Source organism: Rhizobium sp. 1399, assembly GCF_031455475.1.
Taxonomy (GTDB): Bacteria; Pseudomonadota; Alphaproteobacteria; order Rhizobiales; family Rhizobiaceae; genus Rhizobium.
Genome location: NZ_JAVDSU010000003.1, coordinates 59,177 through 79,463 on the forward strand (window position 1 = coordinate 59,177; position 20,287 = coordinate 79,463).

General features: G+C 60.3%; 18 protein-coding genes. 5 read left to right on the forward strand and 13 right to left on the reverse strand.

The window, feature by feature from the left end:
- Position 1 precedes the first annotated feature (1 nt).
- Genes J2X71_RS11650 through J2X71_RS11660 form a run of 3 tightly spaced genes read left to right on the forward strand, consistent with a single transcriptional unit; the run spans position 2 to position 4,197 of the window.
- Positions 2–1,132 (forward strand): ABC transporter permease, encoded by a 1,131-nt coding sequence (locus J2X71_RS11650; protein ID WP_113323996.1) that lies wholly within the window; start codon positions 2–4, stop codon positions 1,130–1,132.
- A 10-nt stretch (positions 1,133–1,142) separates the two neighbouring features.
- Positions 1,143–2,810 (forward strand): ABC transporter ATP-binding protein, encoded by a 1,668-nt coding sequence (locus J2X71_RS11655; RefSeq protein WP_310382249.1) that lies wholly within the window; start codon positions 1,143–1,145, stop codon positions 2,808–2,810.
- 22 nt (positions 2,811–2,832) lie between these two features.
- Complete coding sequence (locus J2X71_RS11660; protein ID WP_310382250.1) at positions 2,833–4,197, forward strand: alpha-glucosidase/alpha-galactosidase; 1,365 nt, start codon at positions 2,833–2,835, stop codon at positions 4,195–4,197.
- Positions 4,198–4,250: 53 nt separating this feature from the next.
- On the opposite strand, the gene J2X71_RS11665 is transcribed toward J2X71_RS11660, so the two are convergent.
- The 5 genes from J2X71_RS11665 to J2X71_RS11685 all read right to left on the reverse strand — a co-directional run bounded on the left by J2X71_RS11665 (position 4,251) and on the right by J2X71_RS11685 (position 9,484).
- Positions 4,251–4,745 carry an RES domain-containing protein gene (locus J2X71_RS11665; RefSeq protein WP_310382251.1) on the reverse strand — a complete coding sequence of 165 codons (495 nt, stop codon included), beginning with the start codon at positions 4,743–4,745 and terminating at the stop codon, positions 4,251–4,253.
- Between the two features lie 9 nt (positions 4,746–4,754).
- On the reverse strand, positions 4,755–5,105 hold the full coding sequence (locus J2X71_RS11670; protein ID WP_310382252.1) for an MbcA/ParS/Xre antitoxin family protein: 351 nt from the start codon (positions 5,103–5,105) through the stop codon (positions 4,755–4,757).
- Positions 5,106–5,181: 76 nt separating this feature from the next.
- Positions 5,182–6,795: a GMC family oxidoreductase N-terminal domain-containing protein gene (locus J2X71_RS11675; protein WP_310382253.1), complete on the reverse strand. Its 1,614-nt coding sequence runs from the start codon at positions 6,793–6,795 to the stop codon at positions 5,182–5,184.
- Positions 6,796–6,902: 107 nt separating this feature from the next.
- Positions 6,903–7,775, reverse strand: a complete 873-nt coding sequence (locus J2X71_RS11680; protein WP_310382254.1) for an amidohydrolase family protein — start codon at positions 7,773–7,775, stop codon at positions 6,903–6,905.
- Entirely contained in the window at positions 7,772–9,484 is a 1,713-nt protein-coding gene (locus J2X71_RS11685) for an IlvD/Edd family dehydratase (protein WP_310382255.1), read from the reverse strand. The genes J2X71_RS11680 and J2X71_RS11685 overlap by 4 nt, the downstream gene beginning before the upstream one ends.
- A gap of 220 nt (positions 9,485–9,704) precedes the next feature.
- Here J2X71_RS11685 and J2X71_RS11690 point away from each other — a divergent pair, with 220 nt between their 5' ends.
- Together J2X71_RS11690 and J2X71_RS11695 are read left to right on the forward strand one after the other, a co-directional pair.
- Positions 9,705–10,730 (forward strand): Gfo/Idh/MocA family oxidoreductase, encoded by a 1,026-nt coding sequence (locus tag J2X71_RS11690; RefSeq protein WP_310382256.1) that lies wholly within the window; start codon positions 9,705–9,707, stop codon positions 10,728–10,730.
- 27 nt (positions 10,731–10,757) lie between these two features.
- Positions 10,758–11,429 (forward strand): GntR family transcriptional regulator, encoded by a 672-nt coding sequence (locus J2X71_RS11695; RefSeq protein WP_310382257.1) that lies wholly within the window; start codon positions 10,758–10,760, stop codon positions 11,427–11,429.
- 4 nt (positions 11,430–11,433) lie between these two features.
- Here the strand turns inward: J2X71_RS11695 and J2X71_RS11700 are convergent, their stop codons facing one another.
- The 8 genes from J2X71_RS11700 to J2X71_RS11735 all read right to left on the reverse strand — a co-directional run bounded on the left by J2X71_RS11700 (position 11,434) and on the right by J2X71_RS11735 (position 20,115).
- Complete coding sequence (locus J2X71_RS11700) at positions 11,434–12,420, reverse strand: PfkB family carbohydrate kinase (RefSeq protein ID WP_310382259.1); 987 nt, start codon at positions 12,418–12,420, stop codon at positions 11,434–11,436.
- Positions 12,417–13,472, reverse strand: coding sequence for a sn-glycerol-3-phosphate ABC transporter ATP-binding protein UgpC (locus J2X71_RS11705; RefSeq protein WP_310382261.1), 1,056 nt, complete (start codon positions 13,470–13,472; stop codon positions 12,417–12,419). Before J2X71_RS11705 ends, J2X71_RS11700 begins: the two co-directional genes overlap by 4 nt.
- Before the next feature lie 26 nt (positions 13,473–13,498).
- Positions 13,499–14,320 carry a carbohydrate ABC transporter permease gene (locus J2X71_RS11710; RefSeq protein ID WP_007816916.1) on the reverse strand — a complete coding sequence of 274 codons (822 nt, stop codon included), beginning with the start codon at positions 14,318–14,320 and terminating at the stop codon, positions 13,499–13,501.
- Positions 14,320–15,258, reverse strand: coding sequence for a sugar ABC transporter permease (locus J2X71_RS11715; protein ID WP_310382262.1), 939 nt, complete (start codon positions 15,256–15,258; stop codon positions 14,320–14,322). The genes J2X71_RS11710 and J2X71_RS11715 overlap by 1 nt, the downstream gene beginning before the upstream one ends.
- Positions 15,258–16,589 carry a sugar ABC transporter substrate-binding protein gene (locus tag J2X71_RS11720; RefSeq protein ID WP_310382263.1) on the reverse strand — a complete coding sequence of 444 codons (1,332 nt, stop codon included), beginning with the start codon at positions 16,587–16,589 and terminating at the stop codon, positions 15,258–15,260. The genes J2X71_RS11715 and J2X71_RS11720 overlap by 1 nt, the downstream gene beginning before the upstream one ends.
- Positions 16,590–16,641: 52 nt before the next feature.
- Positions 16,642–17,301, reverse strand: a complete 660-nt coding sequence (locus J2X71_RS11725) for a GntR family transcriptional regulator (protein WP_310382264.1) — start codon at positions 17,299–17,301, stop codon at positions 16,642–16,644.
- Positions 17,302–17,324: 23 nt separating this feature from the next.
- Positions 17,325–18,209, reverse strand: coding sequence for a dihydrodipicolinate synthase family protein (locus tag J2X71_RS11730; protein ID WP_310382265.1), 885 nt, complete (start codon positions 18,207–18,209; stop codon positions 17,325–17,327).
- A gap of 277 nt (positions 18,210–18,486) precedes the next feature.
- Positions 18,487–20,115: a GH39 family glycosyl hydrolase gene (locus tag J2X71_RS11735; protein WP_310382267.1), complete on the reverse strand. Its 1,629-nt coding sequence runs from the start codon at positions 20,113–20,115 to the stop codon at positions 18,487–18,489.
- Positions 20,116–20,287: the final 172 nt, after the last annotated feature.

Consider the following 20,287-nt stretch of genomic DNA (forward strand, 5'->3'; position numbering starts at 1 on the left):
TATGTTTGCCTTCGACTCTTCCCCGCCGCCACCGCATGAAGAAGCGGTCAAGAATACCCACCATGGCAATGAGAGCTATATGGCGCTGGTCTGGCGCCGGCTGCGGCGCTCCTGGACCGGCATGATCGGCCTGATCCTCGTTGGCCTCTTAATCATCATGGCTGTCTTTGCTGATTTCTTTGCGCCGATGGACCCGAAGGCGACCGATGTCGGCTTTGCGCCGCCGCAGCTCATCAGCATCCATGACAAGGAAGGCAGTCTCGTCTGGCCGCGCGTCTATGCGCTGGCGGATTCCGAAGAGCTCGATCCGGTTACCTTCCAGCCGGTCGTCGGAGTGGATTACGACAATCCGCGTCTGCTCGGCTTCTTCGTCAAGGGTTCGGACTACAATCTGCTCGGTCTCATCCCGGCCAATCGCCATTTCTTCGGCACGGTGGATGGCCAGCCGGTGCATTTCCTCGGCACCGACAAGTTCGGTCGTGACGTGCTGTCGCGCGCCATCATCGGCTCGCGCATCTCGCTGATGATCGCACTGACGGTAGTCTTCATCGTCACTGTCGTCGGCACGACGGTCGGCATGGTCTCGGGCTATTACGGCGGCGCCTTCGATGTCTGGGTGCAGCGTTTCGTCGAGCTGGTACTCGCTTTCCCGCAGCTGCCGCTTTATCTGGCGCTGACATCGCTGATCCCGATCACCGCGCCGACCAACGTCTTCCTCGCCTTCGTGATCTTCGTCATGTCGGCGCTCGGCTGGGCGCAGATGTCGCGCGAGGTGCGCGGCAAGACGCTGGCGCTGGCGCGTATCGAATATGTGCGGGCGGCAATGGCGGTCGGCGCGACCGACCGGCGCATCATCTTCCAGCATATTTTCCCGAATGTGATGAGCCACGTGATCGTCGCCGTCACCATCCATATTCCAAGCGTCGTGCTGCTCGAATCCTTCCTCGGCTTCCTCGGCTTCGCCGTAAAGCCGCCGCTGATTTCCTGGGGTTTGATGCTGCAGGATACGGCCAATTATTCGGTCATCGGAACCTATCCCTGGATTCTCGCTCCTGTCGCTTTCGTGCTGATCACCGTCTTTGCGTTCAATGCGCTGGGCGACGGTCTGCGTGATGCGGTCGATCCCTATTGAGGTGATGAAGATGGCCCTTGCTCTCGTTAGTTCCTTCGCCCCGCCCGTCCGTCACGATCATGATGGCCGCAAGGAGAGCCCGATCATCGACGCGCGCAATATCGGCGTGAATTTCAAGGTCGAGCATGGCACCGTCGAAGCCGTGAAGGACATTTCCTTTCAGCTATACCGCGGCGAAACGATTGCCATCGTCGGCGAGTCTGGCTCTGGCAAGTCGGTGACGGCACGTACCGTCATGGGGCTGCTGTCCAAGCGTGCGGTCATCTCGCCGCGCTCGAGCGTCGAGTATGATGGCGCCAATATCCTGAAATTTTCGGAGAAGGCCCGCCGCAGGCTGCGCGGCGACCGGATTTCGATGATCTTCCAGGAGCCAATGAGCTCGCTGAACCCGATCTATACGATCGGCAGCCAAATCGTCGAAGCGATCCGCGTCCACCGCAAGATGAGCCGCAGGCAGGCCGACGCTAAGGCGCTGGAGCTTTTGAAGCAGGTGCAGATCCCCGATCCCGAAGCGCGCCTGCGGCAATATCCGCATCAGCTCTCGGGCGGTCAGCGCCAGCGGGTGATGATCGCCATGGCGCTTGCCAACGACCCCGACGTCCTGATCGCCGACGAACCGACGACGGCGCTCGACGTGACCGTCCAGGCGCAGATCCTCAATCTCATCCGCAATCTGCAGACGGAATTGCGGATGGCTGTGATCCTGATTACCCACGACCTGACGGTCGTGCGCAAGTTCTCCGACTATGTCTATGTGATGCAGCATGGCGAGATGCGCGAGCACAATATAACCGAGCAGCTCTTCGCCAATCCGCAACATCCCTATACCAAGCATCTTCTGGGATCAGAGCCGCGTGGCCAGGCCAACCCGCTGCCGGAGGGATCGGATATCATTCTCGACGCCCGCGGCGTGCGCGTCTCCTTCATGCTGCGCCATGGCGGCTTTTTCAGACCGGAGCTGCGCGAACTGGTCGCCGTCGACAGTCTCAATCTCACGCTGCGGCGGCACGAGACGCTGGGCCTCGTCGGTGAATCCGGTTCGGGCAAGACGACCTTCGGTCAGGCTATTCTCAGGCTCAATGACACGGACAATGGCGAGATCTATTTCGACCGCCAGCCAATCCACGGCAAGTCACGGGCGGAAATGCGTCCCTTGCGCTCGCGCATGCAGGTCGTCTTCCAGGACCCGTTCTCGTCGCTCAATCCGCGCATGACCATCGGCCAGATCATCGAGGAAGGGCTGGTCGTCAATAAGCTCGGCGCCAACAAGGGCGAACGTCTGGACAGGGTTCGCGAAGCTCTGGTCTCCGCTGGCATGCCGGGCAACATCCTCTCTCGTTTCCCGCATGAATTTTCCGGTGGGCAGCGCCAGCGCATCGCTATTGCGCGGGCGATCGCACTGGAGCCGGAATTCATCCTGCTCGACGAGCCGACCTCGGCGCTCGATCTCTCCGTCCAGGCGCAGATCATAGAACTCCTGCGCAAGCTGCAGGACGAGCGGGGTCTGAGCTACCTTTTCATTTCGCATGACCTGAAGGTCGTGCGTGCCCTCTGCCACCGTGTCATCGTCATGCAGCACGGCAAGATCATGGAAGAGGGACCCGTCAACGAAGTCCTTTCCAATCCCAAGACACCCTACACCGAACGGCTCGTCAAAGCCGCTTTCGAGGTAGCCTGATTTCAGAATGCCGGAGGTTCATATGGCAAATCCCAGAATAGCGTTCATCGGAGCTGGCTCCACCGTTTTCATGAAGAACATCGTCGGCGACATCCTGCAGCGTCCGGCGCTGTCGGGGGCTACGATCGCGCTCATGGACATCAACCCGCAGCGGTTGGAAGAAAGCGCCATCGTCGTCAACAAGCTGATTTCGACACTTGGTGTGAAGGCGAAGGCCGAGACCTACGGCGATCAGCGCAAGGCTCTGTCGGGCGCCGATTTCGTGGTCGTCGCCTTCCAGATTGGCGGTTACGAGCCCTGCACGGTGACCGATTTCGAGGTGCCGAAGAAATACGGCTTGCGCCAGACGATTGCCGACACGCTCGGCGTCGGCGGCATCATGCGTGGCCTGCGGACCGTGCCGCATCTCTGGAAGATCTGCGAAGATATTCGCGCCGTCTGCCCCAACGCCATCATGCTGCAATATGTAAACCCGATGGCGATCAACACCTGGGCGATCGCCGAGAAATATCCTGACATCAAGCAGGTTGGCCTTTGCCATTCCGTGCAGGGCACGGCAATGGAGCTCGCCCATGATCTCGACATCCCCTATGACGAAATCCGCTACCGCTCGGCCGGCATCAACCACATGGCCTTCTACCTGAAGTTCGAGCATCGTCAGCCGGATGGCTCCTACAAGAACCTCTATCCGGATCTCGTACGCGCCTATCGCGAGGGACGTGCGCCGAAGCCCGGCTGGAACCCGCGCTGCCCCAACAAGGTGCGTTACGAGATGCTGACGCGTCTCGGCTATTTCGTCACCGAAAGCTCGGAGCATTTCGCCGAATACACACCTTACTTCATCAAGGAAGGTCGCGAGGACCTCATCGAGAAATTCGGCATTCCGCTCGATGAATATCCGAAACGCTGCATCGAGCAGATCGCTCGCTGGAAGGGCCAGGCTGAAACTTATCGCTCGGCCGACAAGATCGAGGTCAATGAATCGAAGGAATATGCCTCCTCGATCATCAATTCGGTCTGGACCGGCGAACCCTCGGTTATCTACGGCAACGTCCGCAATAATGGCTGCATCACCTCGCTGCCGGCCAATTGCGCTGCCGAAGTGCCCTGCCTGGTCGATGCCTCCGGCATCCAGCCAACCTATATCGGCGACCTGCCGCCGCAGCTGACCGCGCTGATCCGCACCAATATCAATGTCCAGGAACTGACGGTTCAGGCACTGATGACGGAAAATCCGGAACATATCTATCATGCTGCGATGATGGATCCGCATACGGCTGCCGAGCTCGACCTCGATCAGATCTGGTCGCTGGTGGATGAGTTGCTCGCCACCCATGGCGACTGGCTGCCGGAATGGGCACGGCCGAGCAAGGTGCGCGCGGCCTGAGGCACACGAATAGGATCAGCGCTGCCCGATACGCCGGCGCTGATCCTGATGGTTCAGGATAACCTGCCTTCGTCGTCGATTAGGGCTAGACGGAAGGGGAGCGTGTCGCTCCATCGCCAAAGCACGAGATTGAGATCGTCGCGTCTGGCCGCGGGAGCAAAACTTCTGACCAAGAGGCCATGATAGCCATCGGACACGAGCCGACGTGCGAAGTTCTGGGTCCTTGCTTCCCCTTTTTCCTTCATCTCGTCGCGCCAGCTTGCTGCGGTAATCGTTTCGGCATCCATGCCGAGCGCCTGAAGAGCGACCTCGTCCCTTGTGTCAAAGACGCGCTCGATATCGGCCTCGTAGGAGACAAGGGTGGTTGGCTGCAGGCTGCCGACCTGATTGGCTTCCCTGAGCGCCGTCAGCACGGATAGCGACGTATAAAGTGCCGGCATTCCCTTTGGATTAAATCGTCCGCCATAGAGTTCGGCGCCCCGGCCGGAAAGTGGCTGGCGTGCATAGATCGGGTTCAGCGCCCGATAGAGCTTCCCTTCGTAGCGCATTATCGGGGATCAGGCGTGGACGCCGGCATCGATCGCATCGATATAATCGAGAACGTCCTCCGCCCGTCCGTCGCGAACCAGCTGCATGGCAGTCTGGCCTGAAAAGCCCGATAAGGGCTCGGAACGATACCAGGCATAGGCCATCAGCGCCGAACCGAAGCGGGATTCGACCTTGTTGACGACTTCAATCATTTCGCGCAGGCGCTTCTGCGTCTTGTCGGAGCGGAGGCGGTCCTTGCGCTGGATCGCATCCTTGCCGAGACCGGCGGTGCGGGCAATCTCCTCGCTCGTCGTGCGGAAGGCATCAGCGATCTTGCGCGGTGCAAACAGCCCGTCATCTGCATATTGTGCGAGGCCCATGATCCATCTCTATGCCGTTTATACTGACGTTATATAGCGTCAAAATAAGCGGCGTTCAATGGCTGAAGTTCTGCCGTTAATCGTTACCGATCATCTCAGCCGCCTTGGAGCCGATTGCCATGGCTGGCGCGTTGGTGTTGCCCGATGGAATGAAGGGAATGATCGAGCAATCGATCACCCGCAACCCGTCGAGCCCACGAACCTTCAGCGAGCCATCGACGACTGCCATCGGATCGTTATCCGGCCCCATGCGCAGGCTGCCGGAAGGATGGTAGTTCGTCTTCACCGTCTGGCCAGCGAATTTCGTCAGCGCTTCCTCGTCTTGCAGCGTTTTCCCCGGCAGGATTTCCATCGCAATCTTCGAACGGAAGGGTTCCGTTTCCAGAAGCCGCCGCGCCGTCTTCAGGGATGCGAGCGTCAGGCGCAGATCATCGGGATCGCCGAAGAAATTGCAGTCGACGAGCGGCTGGTCGGCAGGGTCGGCCGAGCGTAGCTTCACGCTGCCGCGCGCCTTCGGCCGCAGCAGGCAGGAGGTAAAGGTCACGCCCCAGGTCGGTTTAGCCGAGGAGACGTCACGATCGAGATAGACGATCGGCGCGCAATAGAGCTGGATCGTCGGTCGATCACCGCCGTCCGGATCGTAGAAGAGGCAGGACTCGATACCTGTGGTCGTCACCGGCCCGGAATCGAAGAGCAGATATTGCAGCCCGTTGCGGATCATCGGCCAGCCTTTGTCTTCGCCGAAGTAGCCGGACTTGCCCTTCGTGGTGGCGATGACGGGAACTTCGTGATGATCCTGCAGATTGGCGCCGACGCCGGGCAGATCGGCGATGACAGCGATGCCGTGTTCGCGCAGATGATCGGCAGGGCCGATGCCTGACAGCATTAGCAGCTTGGCACTATTATAAGTTCCCGTGGCAACCAGCACCTCGCGTTCAGCCATGGCTTCGCGCGTCTCGCCACCCCGCGTATAGGCGATGCCGACCGCGCGGCCATTCCTGACGATGAGGCGGTCGACGCGCGCTTCGGTGATGATGTCGAGACGGCTGTCTCCCAAGAGCGGGTCGAGGAAAGCCTTCTTGGCATCCGACCGTTCCGTGCGGCGACCCCATTTGGCAAAGGTGTGCTGCATGATGCCGACGCCGTTCTGTCTGGCACCGTTGAAATCAGGATTATAGGGGTGGCCGAGCCCCTGTGCGGCGAGGATGAAATCCTCGGTCGTATCGGAGATATGGCGCGGTTCGGAAACACGCAGATTGCCGGAAATGCCGTGGAATTCATTGTTGAAGCGGCTATTGGCTTCAATGCCTTTGAAATGCGGCAGCATGTCCGCGTAGGACCATTCGGTTCCGTTGCCGAGATAGGCGGCCCAGCTGTCGTAATCTTCCTTTTGGCCGCGCATATAGACCATGGCATTGACCGCACTGCCACCGCCGAGCGCTCGTGCAACCGGTACGATCGGCCCACGGCCGCCGAGCTGCGCTTGCGGCACGGTATGATGCATTTCGAGGAAATCGTCGCGGGCGAGATATTTCATGTAGCCGGCTGGAAAGGACATCAGCCTTGCGGTCTCGCGCGGTCCGCGCTCGATGATGAGGACCGAAAATCCAAAGTCCCGCACCAGCCGCATGGCGGCGACCGAGGCCGCGGATCCGCCGCCGGCGATGATGAAGTCGTAGGTCTTGTTCACATTTCCTCCGAACCGGGATGATGGTATCCGCCGACTCGCAATCGACTGGCAAAGCGAGCGACAACAATGACATAGATGCCACTGGCGATCGTCAAGGCGCGTTGCGCTCAACGCCCAAAGAACAGCGTTTCGGCATTCTCGATGAAGATTTTGCGGGCAAGTTCGGGGTTGCCGATTGCATCCTGCATCCCGTCGATCAGCTCGGCGTCATCGGGCATATCGCTCCAGAGCTCGGTATGGGGCCAGTCGCTCCCCCAGAGCAGCTTGTCCGGATGGCTGGCCGCAAGCGCCCGCACCACTTCGGCAAAACCTGCATAACCGCGCTCGCGCGTCAGCCTGTAGGGAGCGGTGAGCTTGATGTAGCCGCCGGGATTATCGGCGAGCCTCTGGAGCGCAGGAAGATGTTGGCGCCATGCGCCGTCGGCGAGTGGTATGAAGCCCAGATGATCAATGACGAAGCGGACGCCCAGATGTGGCAGCCGTCCGGCAAGGTCGTCGATCTGGTCCGGGCTGATCTGAAGTTGTAGCGACCAGCCGAAATCGCGGATGTCTGCCGCAAGCGTTTCGGCCGCAATAAGCGGTAGGCCGCCCTTGTTGCGCGTGTTGATACGAACGCCGCGTACCCCAAGCCGGTCGAGACGGGCAATCTCCGTAGGGTCTGTCTCGGGATCGATGACAACGATGCCCCGCAGCCGGTCCGGAAAGGCGGCCAGTGCCTCGACCAGAACCTGGTTGTCGAGGCCATAGACGCTCGGCTGCACGACGATACCCCGGCTGATGCCTAGCCGGTTGGCAAAGGCGATCCAGTCTGCAGTTGTTGCGATATCCGGCGTGTAGCTACGTGGCGTATTCAGCGGCGCGTCCGACCGGAAGACGTGGAAATGCGTATCGATCGTGCCCTGCGGCAGCGGCGTTGCCGGAGCACGGGTCAGCGGCAGGCGCGGTAGGCAGAGTGGCGCTTGACTGTCCACCAGGCTCATTTCTGTTCCAGATCCTCATGCTGGAGGAAATCGAAATCGGCGCCTTCATCGGCCTGCAGCACGCGCGTGTGATAAAGCCTGGCATAGCCGCGCGCCGGCTCGGCAGCCGATATTTCCCCAAGCTCTGCCATGCGTCGGTCGAATTCCGCTTGGTCAATGGCGAGGTCTATGCGTCTCTCCTTGACGTCGAGGCGGATGCGGTCGCCGGTTCTCACGATCGCTAGCGGCCCGCCGGCAGCGGCCTCCGGGGCAATATGCAGCACGACCGTGCCGAAGGCGGTGCCGCTCATGCGGGCATCGGAGATGCGCACCATGTCCTTGACGCCTTGGCGAGCGAGCTTGCGCGGGATCGGCAGATAGCCGGCTTCCGGCATGCCAGGCGCGCCTTTCGGGCCGGCATTGCGCAGCACGAGAATATCGTCGGCGCTGACATCGAGGTCGTCGCTATCGATCCGCAGGGTCATGTCCTCGACGGAATCGAAGACCACTGCTCGGCCCTCATGCTGCAGTAGATCCTTCGATGCCGCCGATTGCTTGATGACCGCGCCGCGAGGCGCCAGATTGCCGTGGAGCACGGCAATCGTGCCGATGGGCTTCAACGGTTTATCGACCGTGCGGATGATCGTCTGGCCGGGCTCGTCGGGAGCCGCATCGATTACCTCGCCGATCGTCTTGCCATAGATCGTCTGCTGGCTGGCGTCGATCTCGTGGCGCACCGCCTTCAAGAGCGTCTGCACACCGCCGGCCTCGTGGAACTGCTCCATATAATGCTGGCCGGACGGCTGTAGGTCGACGAGAAGTGGGATGATCTTGCCGAGCCTGTCGAGTTCGGCCATGTCGAGGCGAATGCCAAGGCGCCCCGTGATGGCGGCAAGGTGAACGACGGCATTGGTCGAGCCACCCATAGCTTGCAAGGCGACAAGGCCGTTGCGGATGGCCGAAGGCGTCAGAATATCGCGCACCGTCGGCGCATCCGGGTTGGCTGCCAGTCCGGCGGCAACGCGGCCGGTCTCTTCGGCAAGCCGCACGCGCTCGGATTCGGCGGCGGGCGCCGATCCTGCCCGCGGCAGGCAGAGGCCCATCACTTCGGTCAGGTTGGCCATGGTGCTTGCCGTTCCCATCACCGTGCAGGTGCCGATCGAGCTGGCGAGCTTGTTGTTGACGTCGGTGATCTCGGCCTCATCGATCTCGCCGGCCCGAAAGCGCCCCCAGAAGCGCCGGCAATCCGTACATGCGCCGAGCCTCTCACCCTTATGGTGACCAACGGCCATCGGCCCGGTCGGCAGGAAGATTGCCGGGATATCGCTGCTGGCAGCGGCCATGATCTGCGCCGGCAGGGTCTTGTCGCAGCCGCCAATGAGGATCACGGCATCCATCGGCTGGGCGCGGATCATCTCCTCGGTTTCCATCGCCATCAGGTTACGAAGATACATCGAGGTCGGCGAGGCGAAGCTCTCGTGGATGGAAATGGTCGGAAAGACCATCGGCATTGCGCCGGCCAGCATGACACCACGCTTGGCAGCTTCGATGAGTTGCGGCACGTTTCCATGGCAGGGGTTGAAATCGCTGTAGGTATTGGCAATCCCCACGATCGGGCGATCGAGAGCATCGTCCGAATAGCCCATGGCCTTGATGAAGGCCTTTCGCAGGAAAAGGGAGAAACCCTGATCGCCGTAACTCGTCAGCTTGCGACGAAGACCGCTCGACATTGTTCCTCCCTCGTCTCTTAAATTGAGTTCAAGCCTAGTGGGATATGTAGGATTGTCAATAAAGAAGATGCGCAGTCGATGCCGCTCACCGCGATGTTCGGAAAATTGAATAGACAAAATCCAAGATAAATCGGGATTTTTCCACTTTCCCATCCCGAATGCGCATTGGCATTTCCAGTGATGATGTCTAAATTATCGATAAAATGAGGTGGAGTGGTTCATGGCAGAGATCAAGCGAAGGCGGGTGGGGATCATTGGTGCCGGCTGGGTCAGCGAATATCACCTGCCGGCATGGATGAAGCAGTCGGCGCGCGCCGAGGTCGTGGCGATCGCCGACCCTTCGGTGGAGGCGCGGGCGGCCAGAAGTGGGGTTTTCGGCATTACGAGAAACTATGCGAGCGCGGAAGCGATGCTGGCGGAGGAAGCGCTCGATGCCGTCGATATCTGTGCGCCGCGCGAGGCACATGTGGAGCTTGTGCGGTTGGCGGCGCAAAACGATCTCGATATTCTCTGCCAGAAGCCGCTGGCGCCCGACTACGAACAGGCAGTTGCTCTCGTTGCCGGTCTGCCGCCGTCCATCCGCTTGATGGTGCACGAGAACTGGCGGTTTCGCGCCTATTACCGCCGGCTGAAGGCCTGGCTGGAGGAGGGGATTGCCGGCAATATCAGGCAGGTCCAGTTCGAATTCTTCTCAAGCGGCATGATTGCCGATACTGACGGGAACAGGCCAGCGCTCATCCGCCAGCCGTTTTTCCGCAGGCAGCAGCGTCTGCTGGTCATGGAGGTGATGATCCATCATCTGGATACGCTGCGCTACCTGTTCGGCGAAATGGAGGTGGTTGCCGCGCGGCTTGAGCGCAGCAATGACGACATTATCGCCGAGGATGTTGCCTCTGTCGTCTTACGCCGCCTGGACGACGGGGTGATCGTCACTGTAAACGCCAATCTGGCGGTGCATGGCGCACCGCCGGCGCCGCGCGATCATCTACGGATTTTTGGCACGCAGGCGACGCTGGAATTGTATGGAAGCCGTCTTTCGGCAACGGGCCATGCCGAGCGCAAGGAGGAATTCGATGCGGATGCCGTCTACCAAGGCGCCTATGATGCGACGATCGCGCATTTCCTTGACGGGCTGGAGGGCCGAGCAGTGATGGAGACTGTGCCTGACGATAATCTGAAGACGCTGGCGCTGGTCGAAGACATCTATCGGCTGAGCCGGTTCGACGCTGAAGACAAACCGCGATAAGATGGCCGGCCCCCGGAGGACGTATTGATGCAGACGCTCGACGATATCAGTGAAGACGAGATCGAACACGACGATCTGAGCATTGCGCGCGCGCTCGAAGAAGACATCATCTTCGGACGGCTGGCGCCTGGTACTCGTCTGACCGAGGATACGCTTCTTGCGCGCTTCCATGTGACGCGACACTTCGCGCGCCAGGCGATCGTCCAGCTGGAGACGATGGGTATCGTCGTGCGCGAACGCAATAAGGGCGCAACTGTCCGCTCGCTGACATCAAGACAGGTGCAGGAGATCTATGACGTGCGCGAGCTGCTGCAGAGGCAGGCGGCACTCTGGATTCCGTTGCCGGCGCCCGACGAGCTGATCGCCGAACTGACGGCCCTGCACGAAGAGCATGGCCGGCACGTCGAATCCGGCTACCTTCGCGGCGTGCACGAGACAAACGACAAGTTCCATCTGACGCTTTTCAGCGCCTGCGGCAATTCCCATCTCGTCCAGTCGATCGAGCTCTACATGCGTCTCAGCCTGCCGGTGCGCGCCAATTCCATGTCGAGCAAGGAATCGCTGCGGATCTCGCACGAGCATCACCGGCTGATGATCGAGATGCTGAAGGGCAGGGACAATTGGGTTCTGGCGCAGCTCTGCGTCGACCACCTGCAGCCGAGCAAGAAGCGCTACCTCGCCTATGTGAGCGAGAATTGAGGTCCTAGACGGATTGACTGGCGATCATGTCGGCCGCCGCCATCGACCTGCGCTCGGCATCCCCCAGCAAGGCCAAAACCTCCGCACGCTCCGGTGCGCCGAGCCGTCCGCCAAAGATGCTGCATTTCAGTGCCGCGGCGGCAGAGGCCATCCGGATGGCGGCATCTGTCGTCAATCCCTCCGTGACCGCCAGCGCATAGGCGCCGTGGAAAATATCCCCCGCTGCCAGCGTGTCGACCGTCTTGACCCGAAATGCAGGCACATGCGCGACGTCAGCAGTTTCTTCGTTCCACCAATAGCTGCCGCGCTCTCCGGACGTGACCACGATCAAAGCCTGCGGATATTGCTTCTTGAGAAGCGGCACCATGCCAGCGGGATCGTCTATCTGCGAAAGGCTGTTGGCTGCCGGCTCTGAAAAGATGATGTGGTTGGCATGTTTCGCGAGCATGTCGATAACGTGAGGCGGCGCGACATCACCATCGAGAATTGCGGGCTTTCCCGCCGCCCTTGCTGCTTTTAGGACCTTCAGGGCGAGAGCGGGCCAGCGCACATCCACCATGACGGCATCAAACGCCGCGAGATCGTCGGTCGTGACCTCCCTGACGTCTTCGTGCAGTCGCGGATCGTAGAAGGGAACGATCAGCCTTTCGCCATCGTCGTCGATGAGGATTGTCGAAACGGCCGAGCGGGCGCCGGCAACCTGGGCGCTGCCGCCGACATCAATCCCGGCTTGTTCGAGCTCCGACAGAATCTGCTGGCTAGCCGTATCGTCTCCGACCGCGCCCCACAGGCTTGCCAGACCACCGAGACGCACGATCGCGTAGGCAGCGCTGGAAGCCATGCCCTCGGCCACTTGCAGCATTTCATAGGGCAGGACCTTGCCCGGCGTCTGCGGGATCGTACGAACACGAAACAGCGTATCGAGCACGGCGGCACCGACGCAGAGCACGTGGCGCGGCTTGCCGCCGGCATTGGAGAAGGTCGGGCTCAAATGCGTCGGCCGGTTAACTTGTCGAAGAGATGGACACTTGCCGGATCGATCACGATCGACACCATATCGCCGTAAGCGATTGCCAGCCGTTCGCGGAAGAGGCAGGAAATCTGTTCGCCATTGCAATCCAGCTTGGCGAAGATTTCAGATCCGGTTCCCTCGACGATCTCGGCACGGCCACCAATTCCGCCTTGGCTGGCGCGGATATGTTCGGGACGGATGCCGTAGACGAGCTCACCGGCGGGCGGTGCGCTCTTGATGTTTTCCGGCAGTGGCAGGATGAGGCCCTTCTCCGTGCGGAAAACACCCTCTTCGATCCTGCCGTCAATGAAATTCATCGACGGCGAGCCGATAAAGCCGGCGACGAACAGATTGGCGGGACGATCGTAGAGTTCCAGCGGAGCGCCGACCTGTTCGATGACGCCGTCATGCAGAACGACGATCTTGTCAGCCATCGTCATCGCCTCGATCTGGTCATGCGTGACATAGATCGTCGTCGTCTTGATGCGCTGATGCAGCGATTTGATTTCGGCGCGCATCTGCACACGCAGTTTGGCATCGAGATTGGAAAGCGGCTCGTCGAACAGGAAGACTTGCGGATCGCGCACCAATGCGCGGCCCATGGCGACACGCTGACGCTGGCCGCCTGAGAGCTGCTTAGGGTATCGGTCGAGCAGCTTTTCAAGGCCAAGGACGTTGGCAGCCTTGGTGACCCGTTCGGAAATCTCCGACGTATCGGCCTTCTTCAGCTTCAGGGCAAAGCCCATATTGTCGGCGACGCTCATATGCGGATAGAGCGCGTAGTTCTGGAAGACCATCGCGATATCGCGGTCGCGCGCCCGCAGGTCGCTGACATCGCGCGCGCCAATCCGGATTTCGCCATCGCTCATTTCTTCCAGGCCGGCGATCATGCGCAACAGGGTGGATTTGCCGCAGCCGGACGGGCCGACGAGGACCACGAATTCTCCGTCGGCGATATCGACGCTGATGTCTCTGATGACATTGACGGCACCAAAGCGCTTCTGGACGTTTCGAATATTCACATTTGCCATGTTGATGGTCCTTTGAATGCCTTGGGTCAGCCGCCCTTGACGGCGCCAGCCGTCAGGCCTGCAACGATCTGCTTTTGTGCAAACATCGTCAGCACCAGCACGGGCAGCGTGACGATGAGCGCGGCTGCGGCCAGTGGTCCCCAGCTGACCTGCTCGAAGGACAGCATGTTGTAGACGGCGACGGGCAGGGTTCTGGTCTCGCGGCTCGCAAGCACGATGCCGAATACGAAGTTGTTCCAGGAGAAGATGACAGACAGAATGAATGCAACGACGATGCCGGGCTTGGCGATCGGCAGTGCCACCAGGCGGAAGACCTGCCAGGATGTTGCGCCGTCGATGCTGGCGGCCTCTTCAAGCTCCATTGGCGTCGTTTCGAAATAGCCGATCATGATCCAGACGACGATCGGTACGGTCACCACCAGATGGATGATGATCTGCGGCCAGAGCGTGCCGAGAAGGTTCAGCCATTGGAACAGCAGAAACAGCGGGATGAGAAAGGACAGACCGGGCGTCATGCGCGCGATCATGATGACCATGGCGGAACGCTCCGCCTTCAGCCGCGCAATGCCGTAGCCGGCAGGCACGCCGATCAGCAGCGCGAGCAGGGTCGCCCCGCCCGTCACGAGGATCGAATTCCAGAAGTAGAGGAAGAAGTTATTTTCCTCGAAGACCTTCATGTAGTTCGACCAGGCGAAGCGCTCGGGGATGAAGATCGGCGGATAGGCGCCGTTGTCGATTTCGTACTTCAACGACAGGGAGATCATCCAGAGGAAAAACAGGATGACCGGGGAGACCATGACGAGGGCGACAAACAGCAGCCCGATACGGTCGATCGTCTTGCGTTTCATCAGCGTGTCTCCGTGTCGGACCAGTTGGCGCGCTGCCGGATCATCATCAGCACGAAGGAAAGCGCGACGATGATGATGAAGAAGACGACTGCCATCGCCGATCCGTAGCCGATGTCGTAATAGGAAAAGGCGGTATTATAGAGGTAGATGTTGATCGTCTCGGATGCGGTGCCTGGGCCGCCCTGTGTCATCGCATAGATGATATCGAAGCTCTTGACCGCATCGATGCTCCTGATCATGACGCCGATCATCAGAAAGGGCGCGATCATCGGCAGGGTCAGATATCGAAATTTCTGCCAGGCGTTTGCGCCGTCGATCTCGGCGCTTTCATAGGGTTCGCGCGGAACGGCTGCCAAGCCTCCGAGAACGATCAGCATGATCAGCGGCGTCCACTGCCATGTCTCGACCAGCACGAGCGAGGGAATGACGCTGTTCTGGTTGTAGATCCACTCCTGCGGCCCGATGCCCACGAGCGACAGAAGGTAGTTGAGAACGCCGAGCTGCGGATGGAACATCATCGTCCAGACGAGCGCGATGGCGACGGGTGTCGCCATCATCGGCATGACGAAAACGCCGCGCAGCAATCCGCGGAACGGAAACTGCGCGTCGAAAATCAGGGCCGCGAGCGTGCCCAGGAATAGCGGGGCAACGACCGCAAGCAGCGTATAGAGCGCCGTGTGCCACAAGGACTCCCAAAAGCGCATGTCCACCAGCAGCCGGGTGTAATTGTCCAGGCCGGCAAAAACCACCGGCTGACCCAAGGTCCAGCTGTTGACGCTCATCCACAGCGTAAATACCCAGGGAAACACGATAACCGCGGCGATGACGACCAGCGCCGGGACAACGAAGGGCCAGTAGTTCGGAGCAAGCCTGCCAGGCTTGCTCCTCCCATTTGCGATGCTTTTCGATCGCGTGGTGTCCATGCTCACGGATGTCATTATCCCTCGCTTCGGGCCAGTACCGGTTCGAACTGCGCGGTGGCGCTCTTCAGTTCCGCTGCCGGATCGGCGCCGCCGATCATGTTGGTCAGGCCGACGCCATAGATGTCGCGGAACTCGGTAACCGGAATGATGACCGGCAGCGCGAGCTGCGAAACCTTTGCCGAGCCCGCAACGGCATCGACCCAGCTGCTCGGCATCTTGACGCCTTCTCGAACCTTCGCATCTTCCAGGATCGAATTGCGGAAGGGAACGCCGGCGCCTGCCTGCAGCAGGCGCGCGCCCATATCATGGGAAACGACCCACTGGCAGAAGAGATAGGCTGCTTCCTTGTTCTTGCTGGCGGAGGTAACGGCGATGCCGTCGCCGGTCGTTGCGGCGGCCTGGGCCTTCGGTCCCTTCGGCATGATGCCGTAACCAACTTTGCCGACGACGCGGGACTTTTCCGGGTTCTCGATCGGCGGAGCAAAGCCGACGCCATCGAGCCACATACCGACCTTGCCCTGCAGGAAGGCAGACTGTGCTTCCGCCCAGTTGAAGCCGGAAACGCCGACGGGCGCGGCCTTCGTCATCAGGCGCTGATAGAGCTTAGCTGCTTCCACGGCTTCATCCGAAGTCGTGCGCAGCTTTCCATCAGGACCGAGCGGCGTCGAGCCATAGCCGAGCAGCAAGGTCGTCCAGACGGGAACGTTTGCATTCTTCAGGCCGCGGGCGACGAAGCCGTAGGTATTGGTGGATGTGTCGGTGAGGGCTTCAGCGGCGCTGGCCATCTCGTCGAAGGTCGAGGGGTAGGAGAGGCCCTTCTTCTCGAACAGTTCCTTGTTCCAGTAGACGATCCAATAGTCCACCGAGAACGGAAGCGAGCGCAGCACGCCCTGCGAATCCTTGGCGAATTGCAGGCCGGCTTCCGCAAAGTCGCTTTCGACCAGAGACGGGTCGGTCAGCGTCGGATCCTTGACGAAGCCGCTGATGTCGGCAAGCCAGCCGCCCTTTTCAAACTGGCGCTTCTGGACGTGATAGCTGAGGTGCACGACGTCGAAGCTCGGCTTGCCGGAGCTGAGTTCGATTGTCGTCTTCTGACGCTGCTGCTGCTCGGGCGTGGCTTCGGCATTGACCTTGATGCCGGTCAGCGCTTCAAATTCGCTCAGATATTTGAGGATCGTTTCGCTGCGCGGGCTTTTGACGAGATTCACCTCGAGCGTCGTCCCGGCAAAGCGCTTCCAGTCGACCGCTGCCGAAGCAGGCTTGATGCCGAGCAGGCCGGCGGCACCGATCGCTGCTGTACCCGCCAGGAAATTTCGGCGTGTGGGACGAATGAATGATGATGACATGCTGCTCTCCTCCTCTTGTGTGGCCTGCGATCTCCTCACCGCAGGCGCCAGTCTAAATTCTCAGCGCGCGACTTCGCGCGTGATTGATATGCGCGGCAAGCGCATCGACGGCCCCTTGCGCGTTCCTTTGCTCAATTGCTTCCAGCACGCGAAGATGTTCGCCCATGACGGGGCCGACGCGCCCTTCGATGCGGAAGCGCTCCTGGCTGATCAGGCGCATCTTGATGGAGTTGACGCGATAGGCGTTCGAAATGATGGTGTTTCCCAGCGCATCGATGAAGGCATCATGCATGCCCCAGTCGACGGCCTGGGCGTGGACTTCCAGTTCATGTGAATGATTGCCGCCTTCGATTGCCGCGACGATCTCGCGATGCTGCTTCAGGAGTGCTGCAATCGTCTCGTCGCTTGCCGTCTCCGTGAAGATGCCAACGGCTTCCTTTTCGAGAAAAAGCCGGAGCTGAAAAGCTTCGCGGATGAGGTTGAGATCGATATGGGCAATCTGCAGACCGCGCTGCGGCACGGTCTTGATGAGGCCCTCGGCTTCAAGCCGCGGAATGAGCTCGCGGATGGCGCCAAGCGTCAGGCCGGTCAGTTCGACAAGCCTGCGCTGCGAGACGAATTGCCCGGGACGGACGTCACGCGCAAGCAGATGCCGGGTAAAGCTCTCATAAGCTTTCTCTCTCAGCGTCGGCGGCTCGTCGGCTCCATCCATCGGGTTCTCCTCGTACATGACCGCTATGCTGCCTTTGCGCGAAAAAGTCCGTCAAAGGCAAGAGCAAGCTCGCGCCTGCCGTCGGCGGAGATTGACGTCAAAGGCGGGCGAACCGCAAGCCACGTATCATCGCCTGTCATCTTTGCCACCATGACTTTCACAGCCGGTGTCACGGGATGCTTGAGAAGCTCGGCGACGAAGTGTTCGACGCGGGGATCGTCATTGCCGTCGACGGCCATGGCCCGCACTTCATGCGGCGCAAAATTGGCCATGCCGGAAATTGCGCCCTGGCCGCCCATGCGCACACCCTTGGCGAGATGCCGTTCGTCGCCGATCAGGATGATCAGGTCGCCATGCTGGCGCAGCAGCGCTTCGGTGTAGGGCCAGTCGCCGGAGGAGTCCTTGACGCCGGTGACGATCGAGGGGAACGCTATTCGCAACCGGGTGATCAGGTCGACGCTCAACGTGACCATCGTCACCGAGGGAATATTGTAGACCAGAACGTCGCGTGCTGCGCTGCCCAGCCGCGCAAAGACGTCGGCGAACCAGGCAAAGAGGCCGTCATCGCTCACATTCTTGAAATAGGAGGGTGGGGCGAGAAGAATATTGCGCACGCCCTTGGACAAGGCCTGCGACATCTGCTGGGCGGCATCCTCGGCGGCATCGACGAGCACGCTGACAACGATCTGTCGAGGCTGGATGCCGGAGGCAGTGAACGTTTCGAGGATTCGCTCGCGCTCCTGGCTGCCGATGGATGCTCCTTCGCCCGTCGTCCCGAACAGCGTGACACTGGCGCAGCCCGAATCGAGGCTCCGCTTCGCCTGGGCGATCATGACCTCGGCGGCAATGGCGCCGCTGCTTTCAAAAGGCGTCGCCAATGCGACCGACAAACCAAACCCCGTCACCAATATACCTCCTCAATGTCAGTGAAAAATGACTAACATGTCAGCTGTTGGCTGTAAACCTGTTTGTGATGAATATTGCATTCGATGTTCTGGGACTGTGGATTGTTAGAGCACCGCGCCTCGGCCCAGATGGCTCATGCTGGCAATGCTGCAGGGGGGAATGTTTCCGGAGATGCCGGTTATGGCGCGCGGCCGATAAGGTGACGGCCGCGCGCCGAATTGCTTGAGGGCAGTCAGGGAGCGCAACTTGGAGGGTTGCGCTCCCTCTTTTCCTGCCGTCTCACCAGTCCAGGCGAAGGAGAGAAACGCCCTGACGCGGCAGGGAGAAGCGGAGATCGATCTTGCCGTCCGTGACGGAAACTGATGCCTTGTCGTCGATCTTAGCCAGCTTGCCGGAGGCTTCGAGCGTGGTGTAATCGGCGCCCTCGATATGCTCCGGCTTGCCCATTTCCTTCCAGATGCGGAAGGAGTTGGAGTGCTGCTCGTCCATCCGGAAGTGCTTGAGCGCGGCCGGACGGTTGCCCCAACCGTCGATCGAGAGACTGACTTCGGCGGAGGGGCCTGCTTCGTCATCGTCATGATAGTGCCAGACGAGAACGGAGACGCCCTTGTCGTCGCGGGTCGCCACGACATTGACGTCGGGCTTGTCGCGAACGCCGTGGCTCATGATGTCTTCGATATCGCGGCGATAGTCGCTCTCCGATTCGAGCCACAGGCCGCCGAGCTTGCCGAGCATGCGGAAGCCGTTCAGCACCGCCTTGTCGACACCGTTGGTGGCGAGATCCCGGAAGCCGTCGAAATAGGGCTGGTCGTCGAAGAGGAAGGCCCAGGTGACGGCCCCTTCGATCTCGATATTGGCGCGGCGCGACAATTCATAGGTGCGGATCATGCTTTCGACGACATAGACGCCGTAGAGCGGGCCGTTGCGATAGCCGTTCTGCGGATGGACGCGCGCCGAGCAGGCAGCGCAGCCTTCCGGGTCGGATTCGCCGATGACGACGGGCAGGTGCCGAAGCTCGGGAAATTCGTTGATGATGGCAAGATTGGTCTCGATGTCGCGTAGCTGCTTGTGCAGGCCCATGCGTACATGCCCGTCGAAGATGACCGGATTTCCCTTTGCATGGAAGGCGATGAAGTCGAGCGGTGGTTTGTTCTCGACGACGTGGCGCAGGAAGGCGCGCAGAAAGGTCTGCGCTTTTTCATTGGCGAATGCGCCGCAGGTGTGCGGGCCTCCGACACGCGCCTTCGGCAAGGCCCGTTTCACTGCGCGGGCGCTCGCATCATACATGGCGCAGAATTCCGGGATCGTGCCGGTCCAGTAGTGGCCGTCGGGCTCATTCCACACTTCCCAGGGCCAGGACGAGACCACGTCTTCGCCGTAGCGATCGGCGAGGTGCCGCGCCCAAGCTTCGATCAGGTCACCCCATTTCTTCAGATCCTTCGGCGGCGCTGTCCAGCCGGTGGTGATAGTCGCATACCGGTCTGCCGGCTCCCAATGATGCTTGTAGGGGCCATCGAAATCGGAAAGCGCTTCCGGTGTGAAGCCGATCTGGATCAGCGGAATGTTGCCAGCCTCGACATAGGCGTCGAAGATCTGGTCGATGATCGTCCAGTCGTAGACGGGATTGCCGTTTGCATCCTCGGTATAGGCATTGGTCGAGCCCCATTTCAGGGCCGGCTTGCCGTCTCCACTCGTCAAGAGATTATGGGCGCGGATGCGCGGGGCGACGGGGCTGAGTTCGGTTAGCTCTTTCAGGAGCTTCTTGCCGTGCGGGGAATAGGTATAGTTCGGCTCGTCATAACCGAACCAGTTCCACAGCGGTTTATATGGGCCTGTCGGCCTGCCGGCGTGAACGTTGATGGTCACGTCATAGGAACTCGTCATCGTCTTTTCCTCTTGAACGGTCATGCCTCAGCCTCCTCCCGAAGGCCAACCGACCAATTTTTTGATGAAGAGCGGCCGTCTTGGGAGGGCGCCGCGCTCGTCGCAAAAGCTAAGCGAAATGACCATTTTGTCAATAATACAAAAAAGTCACACTTAGGCGACGTTAAAAAACGCCTGAAAATCTGCGAGTTTTTAA

Bases quoted from the DNA above. Each gene is read 5' to 3' on its own strand.
- J2X71_RS11725 (WP_310382264.1), bottom strand. From the start codon at position 17,301: ATGGATGGAGCCGACGAGCCGCCGACGCTGAGAGAGAAAGCTTATGAG.
- J2X71_RS11670 (WP_310382252.1), bottom strand. From the start codon at position 5,105: ATGGGCCTCGCACAATATGCAGATGACGGGCTGTTTGCACCGCGCAAG.
- J2X71_RS11705 (WP_310382261.1), bottom strand. From the start codon at position 13,472: ATGGCAAATGTGAATATTCGAAACGTCCAGAAGCGCTTTGGTGCCGTC.
- J2X71_RS11680 (WP_310382254.1), bottom strand. From the start codon at position 7,775: ATGAGCCTGGTGGACAGTCAAGCGCCACTCTGCCTACCGCGCCTGCCG.
- J2X71_RS11660 (WP_310382250.1), top strand. From the start codon at position 2,833: ATGGCAAATCCCAGAATAGCGTTCATCGGAGCTGGCTCCACCGTTTTC.
- J2X71_RS11720 (WP_310382263.1), bottom strand. From the start codon at position 16,589: ATGTCATCATCATTCATTCGTCCCACACGCCGAAATTTCCTGGCGGGT.
- J2X71_RS11735 (WP_310382267.1), bottom strand. From the start codon at position 20,115: ATGACCGTTCAAGAGGAAAAGACGATGACGAGTTCCTATGACGTGACC.
- J2X71_RS11710 (WP_007816916.1), bottom strand. From the start codon at position 14,320: ATGAAACGCAAGACGATCGACCGTATCGGGCTGCTGTTTGTCGCCCTC.
- J2X71_RS11650 (WP_113323996.1), top strand. From the start codon at position 2: ATGTTTGCCTTCGACTCTTCCCCGCCGCCACCGCATGAAGAAGCGGTC.
- J2X71_RS11665 (WP_310382251.1), bottom strand. From the start codon at position 4,745: ATGCGCTACGAAGGGAAGCTCTATCGGGCGCTGAACCCGATCTATGCA.
- J2X71_RS11655 (WP_310382249.1), top strand. From the start codon at position 1,143: ATGGCCCTTGCTCTCGTTAGTTCCTTCGCCCCGCCCGTCCGTCACGAT.
- J2X71_RS11690 (WP_310382256.1), top strand. From the start codon at position 9,705: ATGGCAGAGATCAAGCGAAGGCGGGTGGGGATCATTGGTGCCGGCTGG.
- J2X71_RS11715 (WP_310382262.1), bottom strand. From the start codon at position 15,258: ATGACATCCGTGAGCATGGACACCACGCGATCGAAAAGCATCGCAAAT.
- J2X71_RS11685 (WP_310382255.1), bottom strand. From the start codon at position 9,484: ATGTCGAGCGGTCTTCGTCGCAAGCTGACGAGTTACGGCGATCAGGGT.
- J2X71_RS11695 (WP_310382257.1), top strand. From the start codon at position 10,758: ATGCAGACGCTCGACGATATCAGTGAAGACGAGATCGAACACGACGAT.